Origin of the sequence: Streptomyces sp. NPDC057271 (genome assembly GCF_042668715.1) — a bacterium.
GTDB lineage: Bacteria > Actinomycetota > Actinomycetes > Streptomycetales > Streptomycetaceae > Streptomyces.
Genome location: NZ_JBHUYJ010000011.1, coordinates 104,389 through 121,945, shown reverse-complemented (window position 1 = coordinate 121,945; position 17,557 = coordinate 104,389). Strand labels below are relative to the sequence as shown.

Annotated in this window: 9 protein-coding genes; 8 read left to right on the top strand and 1 reads right to left on the bottom strand. The window is 71.9% G+C overall.

Annotation, left to right across the window (positions count from 1 at the left end; translation table 11 throughout):
- Nucleotides 1-253 precede the first annotated feature (253 nt).
- Nucleotides 254-481 (top strand): MbtH family protein, encoded by a 228-nt coding sequence (locus ACFUJR_RS08485; protein ID WP_383172265.1) that lies wholly within the window; start codon nucleotides 254-256, stop codon nucleotides 479-481.
- A gap of 61 nt (nucleotides 482-542) precedes the next feature.
- On the top strand, nucleotides 543-1,043 hold the full coding sequence (locus ACFUJR_RS08480) for a winged helix-turn-helix domain-containing protein (protein ID WP_383172267.1): 501 nt from the start codon (nucleotides 543-545) through the stop codon (nucleotides 1,041-1,043).
- Between the two features lie 27 nt (nucleotides 1,044-1,070).
- Here the strand turns inward: ACFUJR_RS08480 and ACFUJR_RS08475 are convergent, their stop codons facing one another.
- Nucleotides 1,071-1,790: a tryptophan 2,3-dioxygenase family protein gene (locus ACFUJR_RS08475; protein WP_383172269.1), complete on the bottom strand. Its 720-nt coding sequence runs from the start codon at nucleotides 1,788-1,790 to the stop codon at nucleotides 1,071-1,073.
- Between the two features lie 33 nt (nucleotides 1,791-1,823).
- Here ACFUJR_RS08475 and ACFUJR_RS08470 point away from each other — a divergent pair, with 33 nt between their 5' ends.
- The 6 genes from ACFUJR_RS08470 to ACFUJR_RS08445 all read left to right on the top strand — a co-directional run bounded on the left by ACFUJR_RS08470 (nucleotide 1,824) and on the right by ACFUJR_RS08445 (nucleotide 17,555).
- Entirely contained in the window at nucleotides 1,824-3,812 is a 1,989-nt protein-coding gene (locus ACFUJR_RS08470; protein ID WP_383450282.1) for a non-ribosomal peptide synthetase, read from the top strand.
- A gap of 89 nt (nucleotides 3,813-3,901) precedes the next feature.
- Complete coding sequence (locus ACFUJR_RS08465) at nucleotides 3,902-8,494, top strand: amino acid adenylation domain-containing protein (protein ID WP_383450280.1); 4,593 nt, start codon at nucleotides 3,902-3,904, stop codon at nucleotides 8,492-8,494.
- Complete coding sequence (locus ACFUJR_RS08460) at nucleotides 8,491-12,846, top strand: amino acid adenylation domain-containing protein (protein WP_383172274.1); 4,356 nt, start codon at nucleotides 8,491-8,493, stop codon at nucleotides 12,844-12,846. Before ACFUJR_RS08465 ends, ACFUJR_RS08460 begins: the two co-directional genes overlap by 4 nt.
- On the top strand, nucleotides 12,843-13,928 hold the full coding sequence (locus ACFUJR_RS08455) for a Gfo/Idh/MocA family oxidoreductase (protein WP_383172275.1): 1,086 nt from the start codon (nucleotides 12,843-12,845) through the stop codon (nucleotides 13,926-13,928). Before ACFUJR_RS08460 ends, ACFUJR_RS08455 begins: the two co-directional genes overlap by 4 nt.
- Before the next feature lie 79 nt (nucleotides 13,929-14,007).
- A complete protein-coding gene (locus tag ACFUJR_RS08450) occupies nucleotides 14,008-15,843 on the top strand; it encodes an ABC transporter ATP-binding protein (RefSeq protein WP_383172277.1) in 1,836 nt (611 codons plus the stop codon).
- Nucleotides 15,840-17,555 (top strand): ABC transporter ATP-binding protein, encoded by a 1,716-nt coding sequence (locus tag ACFUJR_RS08445; RefSeq protein ID WP_383172279.1) that lies wholly within the window; start codon nucleotides 15,840-15,842, stop codon nucleotides 17,553-17,555. The genes ACFUJR_RS08450 and ACFUJR_RS08445 overlap by 4 nt, the downstream gene beginning before the upstream one ends.
- Nucleotides 17,556-17,557 lie beyond the last annotated feature (2 nt).

Sequence of the window (17,557 nt, the reverse complement as noted above, 5' to 3'; positions counted from 1 at the left end):
GTCCGTATCCCCCCCCACGGACCGGCCCGTTTTTTTCCCCGGTCGCCACTTTTTTTCGCCCCCCCGCCCCCCCCCCCCCCGCCCCCGGTACGTCACGTGCTTCATTCCTCCGCTTCCCGCATGAGGAACGCACAGTGGGCGATGCGGTGCGAACCTGGCCCGTCGCGATCTCCCGCTGTTAGCGTCTCAATCGCCCGCGGAATTGCGGACGGAGAGCCCGAAAGTCCTTCCTTCCACTGAGGGGTCGTACGCCATGTCCAACGCCTTCGAGGACGACAGCCGGGAATATCTCGCGCTGTGCAACGACGAGGAGCAGTATTCGCTCTGGCCGCACGGCACCGCCGTACCCGAAGGCTGGCGCGTGGAGTACGGCCCCGAGTCCCGGGAAAAGGTCGTCGACCATATCGACCGGGTCTGGACGGACATGCGCCCGAAAAGCCTGCGACACGTGCAGGCCGAGCACGAGGACGTGCCGGCCTGATCGGTCGTACGAAAGCGCACCTGGTCCGGATGTCAATGGCAAAGGGTTCTGGGGGATACCTGTGACGACAGATGTGAAAAGCCGGGTCAAGTTCGTCCGATGGCCCGCCGAGCGGGACATGCGCGAGCAGTGCAAGGTCAGAGGGCACCTGTGTCTGCTCGTGGTCGAGCACGGCGCGCCTCCGCCGGACCAGCTGAGTTTCTACGAGGACTGGGTGCGTCCCCCGATCGTGCAGGAGGATCTCCAGGCCCGAGTGCGTCAGCTGGCAGCCCGGGCCGTCCTCAAGTCGCAGCCGGTCCTCGACCCGGCGGGCATCCTCTACTTCAAGGACCTGTCCGTCACACTCTCCCTGACACAGTGCGAGATGCTGGCGCCGCTGGTGGCCCGGTACTGCCAGATCATCTACCGGACCGAACTACGGGAGATCCTGGAACATTCCGGTTCCAGCTCGTCCAGCAACGCGCTTGATCTGCACGTGATGCGGTTGCGCCGGCGCCTCCAACTGGTCGGCCTCGCGGTACGCAACGTATGGGGGCGCGGGTTCGTCCTGGAACCGGTCTAGGACCGGGTGCCGGCCCCGCCCGGGTGGTCAGGGCGTCGCGACGCTGAGCCCGACGTGCGCCTGGCTGCGCAGCTCGCGGAGTTCCGCGAAGGGGAGATGGCATCGGCCGAGCAGGTACTCGGCGCCCGAGGTGCCGCCGGTTCCGGCATGGCTGCCCATGATCTTCGTGACCAGGCCGACATGACCGACCTGCCATCGGAAGTAGCCGTTCCCCAGTTCCAGCAGAGCCTCGATGATCCGGTAGTGGACGCCCGCCTCGATGCCCGACCGTGCGAGGTCGGCCACCGTGTGACCCGACCTGGCGACCCACGCGGCGAACGACTCGTAGAGCGGACCGTCCTGCTTCGAGTGACCGATGAGCTTCGCCAGCCGGTGGAACTGCTCCGACTGTGCGCCGCTCGCGGTCCCGAGGAACTCCCGGAACAGGGCGAAGTCGGTCAGTGGCAGGCGGTCGAGAGCGACCAGCTGGGTGTGCAGCACATGGACGAGGCCCGCCGAACGGTGCAGGAGATCGACGATCCACTCCGCGTCGGAGGTGTCGTCGGTCGTCGTGAACACATCGATGACGGCTTCCAGGTCGGCGATCGTCTGCCGGAGCCACAGCTCGCTCGCCTGGTGCGCGACGATGAAGAACTGTTCCGACAGAACAGTGGACTTCAGGGCCGCGGAGCCGGCGGTGCGGGGCTTCTGGAGGGACAGCAAGGTATCCAGTTCAAGGTAGTCCTGATAGGTCACGTCATCGGTCACTTTGATTCCCTCTCTCCGTGACGAACTCGTACCGTGTGCGCCTTCGGTCAGCACGGTCGGGCAACTGGGCAGCGTTGCCGGGCACCACGTCATTATGTGGCGGCCCGAGGTCCCGCGGGGTCCGAGGAAAGAGTTCTTTCACGGCTTGTCCGAGCGACACGGTGCCATGCCATCGTGGTGACCGTTAATCGTGCTCGACTCTCTGTCGGAGGCGGAGCGGAGTTGAATACTGTTTCGGAGCATTTCGAATCCGTGGTTGCAAGGTCGAGTGACGCTCCAGCTGTGATTTTCGGGGATTCCGTCGTCGACTACGCGGAGTTGAACGCGAGGGCGAACCGGCTCGCCAGACGCCTGATATCGGCGGGCGTGGGACCGGATTGCCTGGTCGCGATCGCCGTGCCACGCTCGACCCGCCTGATCGTCGCGGTCCTCGCCGTCCTGAAGGCCGGCGGAGCGTATCTGCCGCTGGACCCGACCTATCCGGCCGAGCGGCTCTCGCACATGGTCGTGGACGCCCGTCCCGTCCTGCTGCTGCGCACGGAGAGCGTCAGCTCGCTGGAGCTCGGCGTCCGCGAAGTCGTCCTGGACGAGCCCTCCTTCGAAGCGGACTGCGCCGGGGAGCCCTCCGAGGACATCGCCCAGGACGAGCGCCTGGCACCGCTGACCCCGGCCCATCTGATGTACGTCATCTACACCTCAGGGTCGACCGGCGTGCCCAAGGGCGTCGCCGTCAGCCACGCCGGAGTGGCCGACCTTGTCACCACACAGGCCAGGCTGTACGGCGTCGGCACCGGCGACCGGATCCTGCAGTGGGCGTCGTTCAGTTTCGACGCCTGGTTCTGGGACTTCACGCTGGCCCTGCTGCAGGGTGCCGCCCTCGTCATGGCCGAGCAGCACGAGCTGATGCCGGGCGAGTCGCTGCGCGAGACCATGCTCAGGCACGAGGTGAACCACGCGGTGCTGCCGCCGGTGGCCCTGGGGATCACCGAGAGCGAGGGGCTGCTGGTCGACGGCACGATCACCTCGACTGGCGACGTCTGTACCAGGGCCCTGGCCGAGGAGTGGTCCAAGGGCCGGGGCCTCTACAACGCCTACGGTCCGACCGAGGTGACCGTCGGCGCCTCGATCGGCGGACCGATCGAAGGCCTCCAGGACGAGGTGACCGTCGGCACCCCGTGGGACGGCGGCGCGGTCTACGTCCTCGACGACAGCCTCCAGGACCTCCACGACGGCCGGGAGGGCGAGCTGTTCCTGGCCGGATCGGGAGTCGCCCGCGGATACCTGAACCGTCCGGGCCTGACCGCGAGCCGGTTCGTCGCCGATCCGTTCGGTCCTCCCGGAAGCCGGATGTACCGGTCGGGCGACAGCGGACGGCGCGGGCCGGACGGCCAGTTCTACTTCACCGGCCGCGTCGACCACCAGGTCAAGGTCCGCGGCTTCCGCATCGAACTCGGCGAGATCGAGGCCCGTCTGGAAGCACACCCGGCGGTGGAGATCGCCGTGGCGGTCGTCGGCGGGGAGGACGTCTCGACCGAGCACATCGTCGCCTACGTCAAGACCTCGGCGCGTCACGAGGTCTCGGTGACGGAGCTGCGCGAGCACACGCGCCGCGCGCTTCCCGAGCACATGGTCCCGTCGAACGTCGAGACGCTCGACCTCTTCCCCACGCTCCTGAACGGGAAGCTCGACCGCAAGGCGCTCGCCGAGCGGGCACGGCGTTCCACGGCCGGCGCGGCCGCCACGGCCTCTTCCGCCACCTCCGGCACGGAGACCGCGAGGTCCGGCGACGAGCTCGTGTTCGCCATGGTGCGGGAGACGCTGAAGGTCGGCGAGGCGAACCCGGAGGACAACTTCTTCGATCTGGGCGGTCACTCGGTGCTCGCCGCGAAGCTGGCCAGCAGGATCCGCAAGGAACTCGGTGTGATCGTGCCGATGCGGGCCATCTTCGAGGCCAAGACCCTGGGCGAACTGGCCCGGACCGTGGCGGAGGCCAAGGGAGCCGACGAGGCCAGGCCGTCCTGACACCACCGCCGGGCCGTACGTTCCTCCGTCCCCGGAACCAGCAGTGCAGCAAGACGCCGCGGAGTCGACAGTGTGCAAGGGAGCTTGGAATGTCATCGGACAGTGTGGACCTCGGCGCGGGGGCTCCTGTCGCCACGGTGGCCGGGATGGATCGCGACACCCTGCGCGGCATGGTGTCCGAGCTGCTCGGCATCGAACTGACCCCCGCGGACGACGACAGCAGCCTCTTCGAACTCGGTCTGCAGTCCCTTGAGATGATGCGTCTCGCGGGGAGGCTCAGCCGGGCCGGTACGGAGATCACGTTCACGCAGCTCTCCGACGATCCCCGGCTGCTGGCCTGGTTCGACCTGCTCGCTCCCGGCACCGGGGGCGCGCCGGCCGCGCCGTCGCCGGCCCCCGCCCCGGAGTACGACGACCGCGAGGACCGGCCCTTCTCGCTCACGGCGGTGCAGCAGGCGTATCTGATCGGCCGCGCCGACGACCAGCCGCTCGGCGGCGTCAGCTGCCACGCCTACCTGGAGTTCGACGCCACGCAGGTGGACGTCGAGCGCCTGGAGAACGCCGTACTCGCCCTGATCGAGCGCCACCCCATGCTGCGCGCGTCGTTCGCCGGCGACGCCACCCAGCGCATCGAGCGGGAGTCCCCGTGGCCGGGCGTGACCGTCCAGGACGTCCGCGAGCTCGACGACGAGAAGGCGACGGCCGCGGCACTGGCCCTGCGTGAAAGGCTGTCGCACCGACGCCTGCGGGTCGACCTGGGCGAGGTCCTGGACGTCCATGTGACCCGGCTGCCGGGCGGGATGGACCGGCTCCACTTCAACGTCGACCTCCTCGCCGCCGACCTGGCCAGCATCCGGGTGCTCCTCGCCGACCTGGCCGTCCTCTACGACGACCCCGACGGCCTCGACCCCCTCACCTACACCTTCGGCCGGTACCTCGCCGACCAGGAGCGGCTGCGTTCCACGGAACGCGAACGGGCCCGCGCGTACTGGCAGCAGCGGCTTCCCTCGCTGCCGGGTGGCCCGAAACTGCCTCAGGCAGTCGACGCCGAGGCCGTCGCCGTACCGAAGTTCGTCCGGCGCTCGCGCGCGCTCACGGCCGAGGAGTGGCGCCGCATGGAGCGCTGGGCGGGCGAAGCCGGCCTGACGCCCTCGGTGGTGCTGGCCACGGCCTTCGCCATGGTCCTGGGACGGTGGAGCGGGGACGACCGCTTCCTCATGAACCTTCCGCTCTTCCACCGAGACCTCGACGCCCACCCGGAGATCGACCGGATCGTCGCCGACTTCACGGGCCTGGTGCTCGTCGAGGCCGACCTCACCGGTGAGAGCTTCGCCGACTGCGCCCGCACGCTGCAGAAGCGGATGCACGAGGACATCGGCCACGCCGCCTACTCCGGCGTCGACGTGCTGCGTGACCTCGTCCGCACCGATCCCGACGCGCCGCGCACGGCGCCGGTCGTCTTCGCGTGCGACCTCTCCGCGCCGCTGGTGCCGGACGCCTTCGAGGCCCGTTTCGGCGAAGCGACATGGATGATCTCCCAGACCCCGCAGATCTGGCTCGACCACCAGACGTACCGCACCCGCGACGGCGGGGTGCTGCTGGTGTGGGACGCCGTCGAGGAGCTCTTCCCGGACGGCGTGCTCGACGCGATGCTCTCCGCCTACGACGAGCTGGTTCGCGGCCTGCTGGCCGGCGGGTGGGACACCGCGCTGCCGGAGATCCCCCTGCCCGCGGCGCAGCGGCGGCGGCGGGAGCTGGTCAACGCGGCGACCCGCCCGCTGAGCGAGAACCTCCTGCACTCCGCGTTCTTCGCGGGGGCCGCCGAACGAGCGGGGCGCCCCGCCCTGCTCTGGGGCGACACGGACGAGATGACACACGACGACCTGGCCCGGCGCGCCCTGGGCGTCGCGGGCGCGCTGCGGCGGCACGGTGTCGGCCCCGGCTCGTACGTCGCCGTGGTCGCCCCGAAGGGTCCGCAGCAGATCGCGGCGGTGCTCGGCGTCCTCGCCGCCGGTGGAGCGTACGTGCCCATCGGCGTGGACCAGCCCGCCGAGCGGCGCGCCCGCATCCTCGAACTCAGCGGTGCCCGGGTGATCCTCGACGGCGGCGGAGCCCTGGACCCGGACGGTACCGGTGCCGAGGTGCTGGCGATCGACGAGGCGATGCTCGCGCCGCCCCTCGACGCACCGGTGGGCGTGGACCCCGACGACACCGCGTACGTCATCTTCACCTCGGGCTCGACGGGCCTTCCCAAGGGAGTGGAGGTCAGCCACCGCGCCGCGGTCAACACGATCGAGGACGTCAACGAACGGTTCCAGGTCGGGGCCGACGACCGGGTTCTCGCGGTGTCCGCCCTGGACTTCGACCTCTCGGTCTGGGACGTCTTCGGATTCCTCGGGGTGGGCGGCGCCGCCGTCCTGGTCCCGGAGTCCGGCCGGCGTGACGCCAACGAGTGGCTGGCCCTGTGCCGCCGGCACGGGGTGAGCGTCTGGAACACCGTCCCGGCGCTGCTCGACATGCTCCTGACCGCGGCCGACGGCTCCCCGCTGCCGGAGACGATGCGTCAGGCCCTGCTCTCCGGCGACTGGATCGGGCTCGACCTGCCCGACCGGCTGGCCCACGCCTCGGGCGGCCGATGCCGGCTGACCGCGCTCGGCGGCGCCACGGAGGCCGCGATCTGGTCGAACGCCTACGAGGCCGCCACGGTGCCGGACGGCTGGCGGTCGATCCCGTACGGGAAGCCGCTGCGGAACCAGAAGTTCCGAGTGGTGGACGGCCGTGGTTGGGACTGCCCCGACTGGGTGCCCGGCGAGCTGTGGATCGGCGGCAGCGGTGTCGCCCTCGGGTATCGGGGCGACCCGGAGCTGACCGCGGCACGCTTCCCCCACGTGGACGGCGAGCGCTGGTACCGCACCGGCGACCTCGGCCGCTACCGGCCGGACGGGAACCTGGAGTTCCTGGGGCGTCTCGACCACCAGGTGAAGATCAACGGGTTCCGCGTCGAACTGGGCGAGATCGAGACCTGCCTCCAGGCCCATCCCACGGTCGCCCAGGCCGTCGCCGTACCGTTCCTCGAAGGACGCCGCGAACTGGTCGCCGCCGTCGTCGAGCGGACGGCGGCCCAGGAGCGGGGCGCCGAGGAGACCGGCCACGACGGCGAGGGCCCGGACCACGCGTTCCTGCCGCCCACGACCGACGCCGCGGCGGAGACCACCCTGCGGCTCCACGAGCACCGGCTCGTGGAGACCCTGCTCGCCGGCGTCGTCGCACCCCTGACCGGGTCCGGCGGCACGGCGCGCGGCGTCGCCGTCCACGCCCGATGGCGTCCGGTCGTGGACATCTGGCGGGAGTATCTGACGCAGCGCTCCGTGCTGGTGCGCCGCGCCGACGCGACCTACGAGCAGGGGCCCCGGTGGGGCGAGGTCACGGACGCGCGGTGGGCCGAGCAGACGCGCGAAGCCACCCACGGCACGCCTCTCGAAGCCGTCGCGACGGCGCTGGAATGGGCCGGGCCGCTCCTCGCGGCCATCGTCTCCGGCGACGCCGACGCCGTCGCGCTGCTGGACGATCCGGTCCTCGCTCCGGAAGCCCTCAACGATCTGATGCCGGGGGCGGCGGAGTGCCTCGCCGATGTCGCCCGCGACCTCGGGGCCCGCGGCGCGGACGCGGCGCCGGTCGCCGTCGCCGAGTGGGACGTGGCCGGCGGCCTCGGCGCCGCGCGGCTCCTGGCGCAACTCCAGGCGGACGTGGCCGAGTACACCCTGCTCGGTTCCTCCAAGCCGGCGCTGGCCAAGGCCGAGGCGCTGCTGAGCGAGGGGGGACGGCAGGTGCGCACCGCGGTGCAGGGCGCCGCCGCGATCGCCGGTCGGCACGTCCACGCGTACGACGCCGTCGTCGCCAACAACGTGCTGCACCGGATGCCGGACCCGGAGACGGCCGTGGCCACCATGGCCCTGCTGCTCGCGCCCGGCGGACGCCTCTACCTGCTCGAACGCGCCCACCCGACGCCGCTCGCCCTCGTGGCCGCCCTGCCGCTGGAGGCACGCGCGGGCAGGTTCGACGAGGGCCGGCCCGAGCGCGCCTGGTTGTACGGTCCCGAGCGGTGGACCCGGGCCTGCGCCGCGGCCGGGCTCGGCGACGTCCGCGTCCTGCGCGCCGAGGCCACCGGGGAGATCCTGCTCAGTGCGGACCGGCCCGCGACGGCCGGGGGGATCGACGTGGAGCAGGTGCGCGCCTGGGCGGCGGACCGGCTGCCCGACCACATGGTGCCCGCCCACCTCGTCGTCCTGCCCGACCTGCCGCTCAGCGCCAACGGAAAGGTGGACCGGCGGCGGATCCACACCGCCCTGGAGAACTCCGTCGAGCGGGCCCGGGACATGGGCGATCCGCCGCGGGGCGACACCGAGCTGTTCGTCGCCGAACGGTGGACGAAGCTCCTCGGCGCGGACTCGGTCGGCCGGGACGAGAACTTCTTCCTGCTCGGTGGCGACAGCCTGCTCGCGACCCGCTTCGTCGCCGAGATCCGGGAGGCGCGGGGCGTCGAACTGCCCATGCGCGAGGTGATGCGCACCCCGACGGTCGCGGGGCTGAGCGCGCTGATCGACGAGCTGGCCGCCGCCGGCGGCGAGCGGCCGGCCGACGGCCGGGACGACGGTGACGACTGCGAAGAGGGTGCGGTGTGAACGCCAACGAACTGCTCGACGAGTTTCGCGGCGCCGGGATCCGCCTCTGGCGGGACGGGGACCAGCTGCGCTTCCGCGCCCCCCGCGGCGCCATGACCGACCGGCGCCTCGCCGAACTGCGCAGCCGCAAGGCGGAGCTGCTGGCGATCGTGCCCGACACCGCGGAGCCGCCGCGGGCCGGGCAGGGCGACGCTCCGGTGTGGGAGGCCCGGCCCGAGGAGCGGGAGGAACCCTTCCCGCTGACGGACATCCAGTCGGCGTACCTCTTCGGCCGTAGCGCGGCCTTCGACTACGGCGGCGTCTCCTGCCACATCTACCTGGAGTTCGCCTACCCGGCCGACCTGGACCCGGACCGGTTCCGGCAGGCGTGGGACGGACTCGTCCGCCGCCACGACACCCTGCGTACGGTCATCCACGAGGACGGCACCCAGCGTGTCCTGCCCGAGCCGGCCGGGACCGCCGTCGAGGTCGCCGATCTGCGTGGCGCGCCCGACGACACGGTCGACAAGGCGATCGCCGGGGTGCGGGACGAGCTGTCCCACCGGGTGCACCCCACGGGCGTCCGCCCGATGTACGAGCTGCGTCTGACCCTGGCCGCCGACCGCAGTGTGTTGCACGTGTCGGTGGACTTCATGGCCCTGGACTGGATCAGCCTGCAGCAGGTGCTGTCCGAGCTGGACCACCGGTACGCGCGGCCGGACCACGAACTGCCGCCGGTGGACGCCACCTTCCGGGACTACGTGCTGTCCGAGCGCCGCCTGCGCGACACCGAGCGGTACGCACGCGACCGCGCGTACTGGTCGCGGCGCATCGACGAGCTGCCCGGCGCCCCGGTGCTGCCGCTGCGCGACGACCACGACCCGGCGACGACACCGCCCCGCTTCCGCCGTCTGACCGCGACGCTGGAGAGCCGGGTGTGGCAGTCGCTGAAGGCGCGCGCCACCGAGCGCGGCATCACCCCGGCCAACGCGGTGCTCGCGGCGTACGCCGAGACCATCGGCCGCTGGAGCAGCGTCGAACGCTTCTCCCTGGGGCTGCCGGTGCTCAACCGGATGCCGCTGCACCCGCACGTGGACCGGCTGCTGGGCGACTTCACCTCACTCAGCCTGCTCGCGGTGGAGAACGAAGGCCGGACGAGCCTGACCGAGCGGGCCCGCGCCCTGGGCGAGCGGGTCTTCGACGACCTCGACCACCGGCTCTACAGCGGTGTGGAGGTGTTGCGCGAGCTCGCCCGGCGCCGCGGCCGTGACGCGGCGGTGCTCCCCGTCGTGTTCACCGGAAGCATCGGGGTCGGGAGCCCGCCCGCCTCGCCGGCCGGTCGCGACCCGCGGCCGGTGTACGGCATCAGCCAGACCCCGCAGGTGTGGATCGACTGCCAGGTCGGCGATCCCTTCGGCGGCCGACTGGACATGAACTGGGACGTCCGCGAGGGCGTCTTCCCCGACGGTCTCGTCGAGGACATGTTCGCCGCGTTCGAGGGGCTCCTGCGCCGACTGGCCGAGCACGACGAACCCTGGGGCGCGGTCGATCCGCAGCCGCTGCCCGACCGGCAGCGCGCCCTGCGGAGCACGGTGAACGCCACGGAGGCGCCGACGCCGGAGTGCCTGCTCCACGAACCGCTCGTCGCCTACGCCCGCACGCACCCCGACCGGATCGCCGTCGTCGACGGAGGCGGATCGCTCACCTACGGCCAGTGGCTCGGGCGCGCCGCCGGAGTGGCCGAACGCCTGCGGGCCGCGGGGTGCCGCCCGGGCGACTTCGTCGGTGTACTGATCGACAAGTGCCGGGACCAGGCCGTCGGGGTGCTGGGCGTCCTGCTCGCGGGCGGTGTGTACGTCCCCGTCGACCTCGGGCAGCCCGCGAGCCGCCGCGACGGGATCCTCACCGCCAGCGGCACACGGCTCGCCGTCGTCGCGGGCACCTCGACCGGCGTGCTGCCGCCCGGTGTCGAGGGCGTCGACGTGACCGGCGTACGCGAGGTCCCGCCGGCCGAGGTGCCCGACGACCGCGCAGTGACGCCCGGGGACCTCGCGTACGTCATGCACACCTCGGGCTCGACCGGCCTGCCCAAGGGGGTGATGATCACTCATCTCGCCGCCGCCAACACCGTCCACGACATCAACCGGCGTTTCGGCGTCGACGACTCCGACCGGGTCCTGGGGCTCGCGGCCCTGAGCTTCGACCTCTCGGTGTACGACCTGTTCGGCCCGACGGCCGTCGGCGCCACCCTCGTACTGCCGGATCCGGCCCGTCGCGGAGACCCCTCGCACTGGGCGCGGACGGTCGCCGAGCACCGGGTCACGCTGTGGAACTCGGTCCCCGCTCAGCTGCAGATGCTGATGCACTACCTGGACGTCGAGCCCGCCGAACTCGGCTCCCTGCGGCTCGCTCTGCTGTCCGGCGACTGGATCCCGCTCTCGCTGCCCGGCCATGCCGGACGGCATCTGCCCGGGACCGAGCTGGTCAGCCTGGGCGGTGCGACGGAGGCGGCGATCTGGTCGATCCACCACCGGATCACGACCGTCGCACCGCACTGGCGCAGCATTCCGTACGGAACTCCGCTGGCGAACCAGCGTTTCCACGTGCTCGACGCCGCGCTGCGCGACCGGCCCGACCTGGTCACCGGCGAGCTGTTCATCGCGGGCGTCGGTCTGGCGCGGGGCTATCTCGGCGACCCCGAGCGGACCGGCGAGCGCTTCTTCGCGCACCCGGAGACGGGGGAGCGGCTCTACCGGACCGGCGACCTCGGCCGCTACCTGCCGAACGGCGAGATCGAGTTCCTCGGTCGCGCGGACCACCAGGTCAAGATCCGCGGTCACCGGATCGAGCTCGGCGAGATCGAGGCGGTGCTCGGAGAGCACTCGAGGGTGGGCACCTGTGTGGTGCTCGCCGCCGGAAGCGACGCGTTCGAGCGGGCGCTGATGGCCTTCGTCATACCCCGCCAGGGGCCCGAGCCCGTCGACCCCGCGGAGCTCGTCGGCTGGGTGGCCGACCGGCTGCCGGGGCACATGGTCCCCGCGCGGGTGCGCGTCGTCGACGGGCTGCCGCTGACCCCGAACGGAAAGGTCGACCGCAAGCGACTCCTCGACTCGGCGCCCGCACCCGCACCCGCACCCGGTGCGCCGCGTGCCGAGCGGTCGAAGCCGCCGCGGCCGGGTCTCGAAGGCCGGATCGCCGAGCTGTGGGTGGAGGTCCTCGGCGGCGATCTGCCCGGCCGCGACCTGGGGTTCTTCGATGCGGGCGGCAACTCGCTGCTGGCGGCGCAGTTCGTCGGCCGGGTCCGCGAGCGCGTCCCCGAGGCCGACCGGACCCCCTTCGACGTGCTGCTGCGCGTCCTCCTGGACACGCCGACGGTCGCCGGCCTCGCCCGGTGGCTGGAGAACGCCGGGACGCCGGAACCGGCCGTGGAGGCGACCGGGGCCCGGCACTCCTCCCTGGTACCGCTGGGCGGCCCGGGGGACGGACCGGTCCGGCTGCTCGTGCACGACGGAACGGGAACGCCGACCGCGTACCAGGCGCTGATCGACGGACTCGTCACGGACGGCACGCTGGTGGGGCTCGTGCCGCCCGAGGGCGAGCCCGCCCTCGACGCCGCGGACCTCATCGAGGAGCTGGCCGTCGGCTACGCCCGCGAGGTGCGGGCCGCCGGACACGAGGAGGTCGAGATCATCGGCCACGGCCTCGGTGGCCCGATCGCGCTGGAACTGGCCCGTGCCCTGAGCGAGGCCGACGTGACGGTGCGCCGGCTGACCGTCGTCCCGGGTCACCGCCTCCCGTACCTGCTGCAGGACGAGCTCCTGGTGGACTACGCCTTCACCCGGGCGACGGGCACCGACCCGGGCGCCCACGGCTGGCCCGCGGACGAGGCGGCGGTGGGCCGGGCGATCGCCGCCGCGACGGCCGGTTCGCCGGCCGCGGTGGCACAGGGCGCTCTCGCCCGGCTGACGGGCGACCAGGAACTGATGGAGATCGCCGAGCGGTTCCGCGCCCTCGGGGAGCGGGACGCCACCGAGCGACGGACCGAGCTGCATCGCTCCCTCGCCGGATCCCACCAGGCCCTGGGTGACCCCGGGCGGATCGCGGCGATGCACGCCGTGTTCGCGCGGATGGTCGAGGCGGCGGCCCGGTACGAACCGGAGCTGTACGCGGGAGACCTGACGCTCCTGCGTCCGGCCCCGCACGCGCCCCTGCTCCCCGGCCCGCAGGACGACACGGCCGACTTCTGGCGCGAGGCGTGCCTGGGCGATGTGACGGTGATCGACGTCCCCGGCGACCAGCTCGGCTCCCTTCGGCCGCCGTGTGTCGCGGACATCGCGGACACGATCGCGGCGCGAGAGGCGGAGCGCCGATGACGCGCGCGACGACCGGACCGATGCGGGTCGTGGTCTGCGGCACGCGCTTCGGCCAGGTGTACCTCTCGGCCCTCGCGCACGCCGCGCCCGAACGCTTCCAGCTCGCGGGCATCGTGGCACGGGGCAGCGAACGGTCGGTGGCCCTCGCCGAGGAGTACGGCGTCCCGCTGTACGGCGCGGTCGAGGAGCTCCCCGACGACGTCGACGCGGCGTGCGTCGTGGTGTCGACCGCGGTCGGCGGCGGACGGGGCGTCGAGCTGTCCCGGGCCCTGCTCGACCGCGGGGTGCACGTCCTCCAGGAACATCCCCTGCATCCGGACGAGTTGGCGGACTGCCTGCGGACGGCGCGCAAGGCGGGTGTCCAGTACATGGTGAACACCTTCTATCCCCATGTGGAGCCGGTCCGGCGGTTCATCGCCTCCGCGCGCCGCCTGGTCCGGCTGCGCCGGCCGGTGTTCGTCGACGCCATGTGCGCCGTGCAGGTCTCGTTCGACCTGCTCGACGTGCTGGCCGAGATCTTCGACGGACTGCGGCCGTGGTCGATCTCCTCCGCCGGAACGGCCGCCGGTCGCCCCTTGGCCGGTCTGGAGGGCCGGATCGCCGGGGTTCCGCTGACGCTCCGCGTGGAGAACCGGATGCAGGCGGGGGACGACAGCACCAGCCTGCTTCTGCACCGGATCACCGTCGGCACCGACGCGGGCAACCTGATGCTGGCCAACACCCACGGCCCGGTCATCTGGAGTCCGGTGCTGCGCACGCTCTCCGGCTCGACGGGGGAGCGTCTCCCCGGCCGGGACGACCCGGAGGAGCTGTGGCCGGACGGCCTCGCCGTCACCGGCGACTACGTGGGGCCGGCCGAGACGCCCACCTGGAGGTCGGCGATGCACGACGTGTGGGGTGACGGGGTGCTGACCGCCCTGGAGCTGCTGCGCGAGCGGATCGACGCGGGCGCCGACCCGATGCGGGGCGGTCAGCGGCATCTCGCCGTGGCCCGAACCTGGCAGGAACTGACGGAGGTTCTGGGATATCCGGAGGTGGCGACCCCCGAACTCGGAAGCCCGTTGACGGCCGCGGATCTCTAGGCCGTAGCCGTGCTGCTCACCGTGTCCGGTCGCGCTACAGTGATATCGGAACGCGTTTCAAAACACAATGAGGAGTCCAATGAACGCGATTGACTCTGCTGCGGTGAGCGAGCGGTCCGCGCCGTTATCGGGTACCGATTCAGGGGCACAGCAGAGTATGGGACGGCTTGTGCGCCCCCATATCTGGAGTTTCGCGACCGTCGTCGTCCTGCAGGTGATCGGCGCCCTCGCGGGCCTGGCGCCGCTGCTCGCGGTCGTGGAGCTGGGGCGCACCCTGCTGGAGCCCGGACCGGGCGACCGCGATCACGTGTGGACGGTCGTGATCTTCGGCGCGGTGGGCCTCTTCGTACGGCTGGTGTTCACGGCCGCGTCCTCCGGCATCGGACACATCCTCGACGGCAAGGTCCAGTTGACGTTCCGTCGGCAGCTGGCCGCGCAGCTGGGGCGCGTGCCCATCGGCTGGTTCTCGCGGCGCCGGACCGGTGAACTCGCCAAGGTGGTCGGGGAGGACGTCGGTGCCGTGCACCCGGTCATCGCCCACACTCCCGGCGAACTGGTCTCCGCCTTCGTCGTCCCGCTGGCCTCGCTGATCTACCTGTTCACCATCGACTGGCAGCTCACACTGATCACCCTGATGCCCGTCTTCCTCGCCATCGCGCTGGTCCCCCTGATGATGACGCCCACCCGGGTGCGCGAACAGGAGGAGTTCGACGGGGCCATGGCACAGATCTCCAGCTCCGTCATCGAGTTCGTCCAGGGCATCTCGGTGGTCAAGGCGTTCGGCGGGTCCAAGCGCGCCCACCGCACGTTCCTCAGCTCCGCGGACGCCTTCGTCGACACCTTCAACCGGTGGGTGCACGGCATCTCCAAGATCGCCGCCGGGATGCAGCTCGTCCTCTCGCCGCCCTTCGTGCTGCTGGTCGTGCTGATCGGCGGAACGATCCGCATCACCGGCGGCGACCTGGCCCCGGCCGACCTGCTGCCCTTCCTGCTGCTCGGACTCGGCCTGACCGCGCCCGTCGCGGCCCTCGGCCACGGCTTCGACGAGATGCAGACCGCGGGGCGCGCCATCGGCCGTATCAAGGACGTGCTGACGGTGGAGGCGCTGCCCGAGCCGGCCCACCCGGTCCTGCCCCAGGGGCACCGCGTGGAACTCCGCGACGTCCGGTTCGGTTACGAGGAGGACCGCGAGGTGCTCCGCGGGATCGACCTCGTGCTGGAACCCGGGACGGTCACCGCCGTCGTCGGGCCGTCCGGAAGCGGAAAGTCCACACTGGTCCAGCTGCTGCCACGGTTCTTCGACCCGAACCACGGCTCGGTCGTCCTCGGCGGTGTGGACCTGCGCGAACTCGGCAGCCGGGAGCTCTACCAGACGGTCTCCTTCGTCTTCCAGGACGTCCGGCTGCTGCGCGCCTCGATCGCCGACAACATCGCGCTGGCCGTCCCGCACGCCGACCGTGAGGACGTCGTACGCGCGGCCCGGCTGGCGAACATCCACGACCGCGTTCTCGAACTGCCCCGCGGATACGACTCCGTGATCGGTGAGGACGCCGGTCTGTCCGGTGGCGAGTCCCAGCGGATCGCCGTGGCCCGCGCCCTGCTCGCGGACACGCCCGTCCTGGTGCTCGACGAGGCGACCGCCTTCGCCGACCCGCAGACCGAACAGGCCGTACGCGCCGCCCTCGGGACGCTGGGGGGCGAGCGGACCGTCCTGGTCATCGCCCACCGCCTGGAGACGATCGCCGACGCCGACACGGTGGTGATGCTGGAGGAGGGCCGGATCGTCGAGCGCGGCAGGCCGGCCGAACTCCTGTCCGCGGGAGGAAGGTTCGCCGCGTTCTGGCAGTCCCACCCATCGGTCGCCGATGACGCCGAAGCCGACGGTCGCGCACTGCGAGGAGACGAGTCCCGATGATTCGAATGCTGTTGCGCGTGCTGGGCCGCGAGTACGCCCAGCCCCTGCGGCGCACCGTGGCGCTGATGACGCTGACCTCCGTGGTCGAGGGCCTGTCCTACGCGCTGGTCGTCCCCGTCCTGCGGGAGCTGTTCGGGGACACCCCCGAGGACGCCTGGCCCTGGCTGACGGCCTTCGGCGTCACGATCGCGGTCTACGCCGCGCTGCGCTACATCAGCGACCTGTCCGGCTTCCACGTCGGCACCGCGCTGCTCCGCGGCATGTACCACCGCCTCGGCGACCATCTGGCCCGGCTGCCCATCGGCTGGTTCGGCGGGAGCCGCCTCGGCGAGGTCTCCGTCCTGGCCAGCCGCGGCGTCCTGGACGCGATGAGCGTCATCGCACACCTGCTGGCCCCCTTCATCTCCGCCTCCGTCACCCCGCTGACGATCGTCGCCGTCATGCTCGCCTACAGCTGGCAGCTCGGCCTCGCCGCGCTCGTCGGCGTGCCGATCGTGGCGGCGATCCAGATCTGGACCGGACGCTCCTCGGCCGCCGAGGACGTCGAGCGCGAGGAACGCGACCACGAGGCCACCGGCCGGGTCATCGAGTTCCTCCAGGCCCAGCCGGTGCTGCGTGCGGGCGGCCGGACCACCGAACGCTTCCGGCTCCTCGACGACGCGCTGCGGGACGTCGAGCGCGCGTCCCGCCGCTCCACCTTCTCGGCGCTGCCCGGCGCGGTGGGTCTGACACTCACGGTCCAGGCCGTCTTCACCGCCGTACTGGTGCTCGGCGCCTACCTCGCGCTCGACGGGGACATCGGCGTGGCCGAGATCCTCACGATCCTGGTCCTCGCGGCGCGCTGCGCCGACCCGCTGCTGTCGCTGACGGACATCGGCGGCAAGCTGCGCGGTGCCCGGTCCGTCCTGGCCAGGCTCGACACCGTCCTGCGCACCGAGCCGCTGCCCGAGGCCGCCGAACCGATCCTGCCGGTGCGCCACGACCTGGAGTTCGACTCCGTCGTCTTCCGGCGGGGCGACCGCACGGTGATCGACAACGCCTCGCTGTCCGTACCGCAGGGCCAACGCCTCGCCGTCGTCGGACCGTCCGGTGCCGGCAAGAGCACGCTGCTGCAGCTGATCGCGCGGTTCTACGACGTGGACGCGGGCGTGGTGCGCGTCGGCGGGGTCGACGTACGGGACGTCGACCCCGAGGTCCTGATGGCACAGATCTCCATCGTCTTCCAGAACGTCTACCTCTTCGACGGCACGATCGAGGAGAACGTACGCCTCGGCCGTCCCGACGCCACCGACGCCGAGGTCCGGGCGGCGGCCACGGCGGCCCGGCTCGACGAGGTGATCGAGCGGCTGCCCGACGGCTGGGCCGCCGACGTCGGCGAGGGCGGCGCGCTGCTCTCGGGCGGCGAGCGCCAGCGCGTCTCGATCGCCCGAGCCCTCCTGAAGAACGCGCCCATCGTCCTCCTCGACGAGGTCACCTCCGCCCTCGACCCGGTGAACGAGGTGGCCGTCCACGAGGGCATCGAGCGACTGATGGCCGGGCGCACGGTGGTGATGGTCGCGCACCGGATGCGGACCGTCCAGCGCGCCGACCGGGTGGTCTTCCTGGACGGCGGCCACGTCGTCGAGGAGGGGACGCACGACGAGCTGCTCAGCCGAGGCGGCCGCTACGCGAACTTCTGGAACATCTCCATGGCACCGGTAGCGAGGGACTGAGC

Excerpts from the sequence above, each read along its gene's own strand:
- ACFUJR_RS08485 (WP_383172265.1), top strand. The coding sequence starts at position 254 with ATGTCCAACGCCTTCGAGGACGACAGCCGGGAATATCTCGCGCTGTGC.
- ACFUJR_RS08445 (WP_383172279.1), top strand. The coding sequence starts at position 15,840 with ATGATTCGAATGCTGTTGCGCGTGCTGGGCCGCGAGTACGCCCAGCCC.
- ACFUJR_RS08465 (WP_383450280.1), top strand. The coding sequence starts at position 3,902 with ATGTCATCGGACAGTGTGGACCTCGGCGCGGGGGCTCCTGTCGCCACG.
- ACFUJR_RS08455 (WP_383172275.1), top strand. The coding sequence starts at position 12,843 with ATGACGCGCGCGACGACCGGACCGATGCGGGTCGTGGTCTGCGGCACG.
- ACFUJR_RS08450 (WP_383172277.1), top strand. The coding sequence starts at position 14,008 with ATGAACGCGATTGACTCTGCTGCGGTGAGCGAGCGGTCCGCGCCGTTA.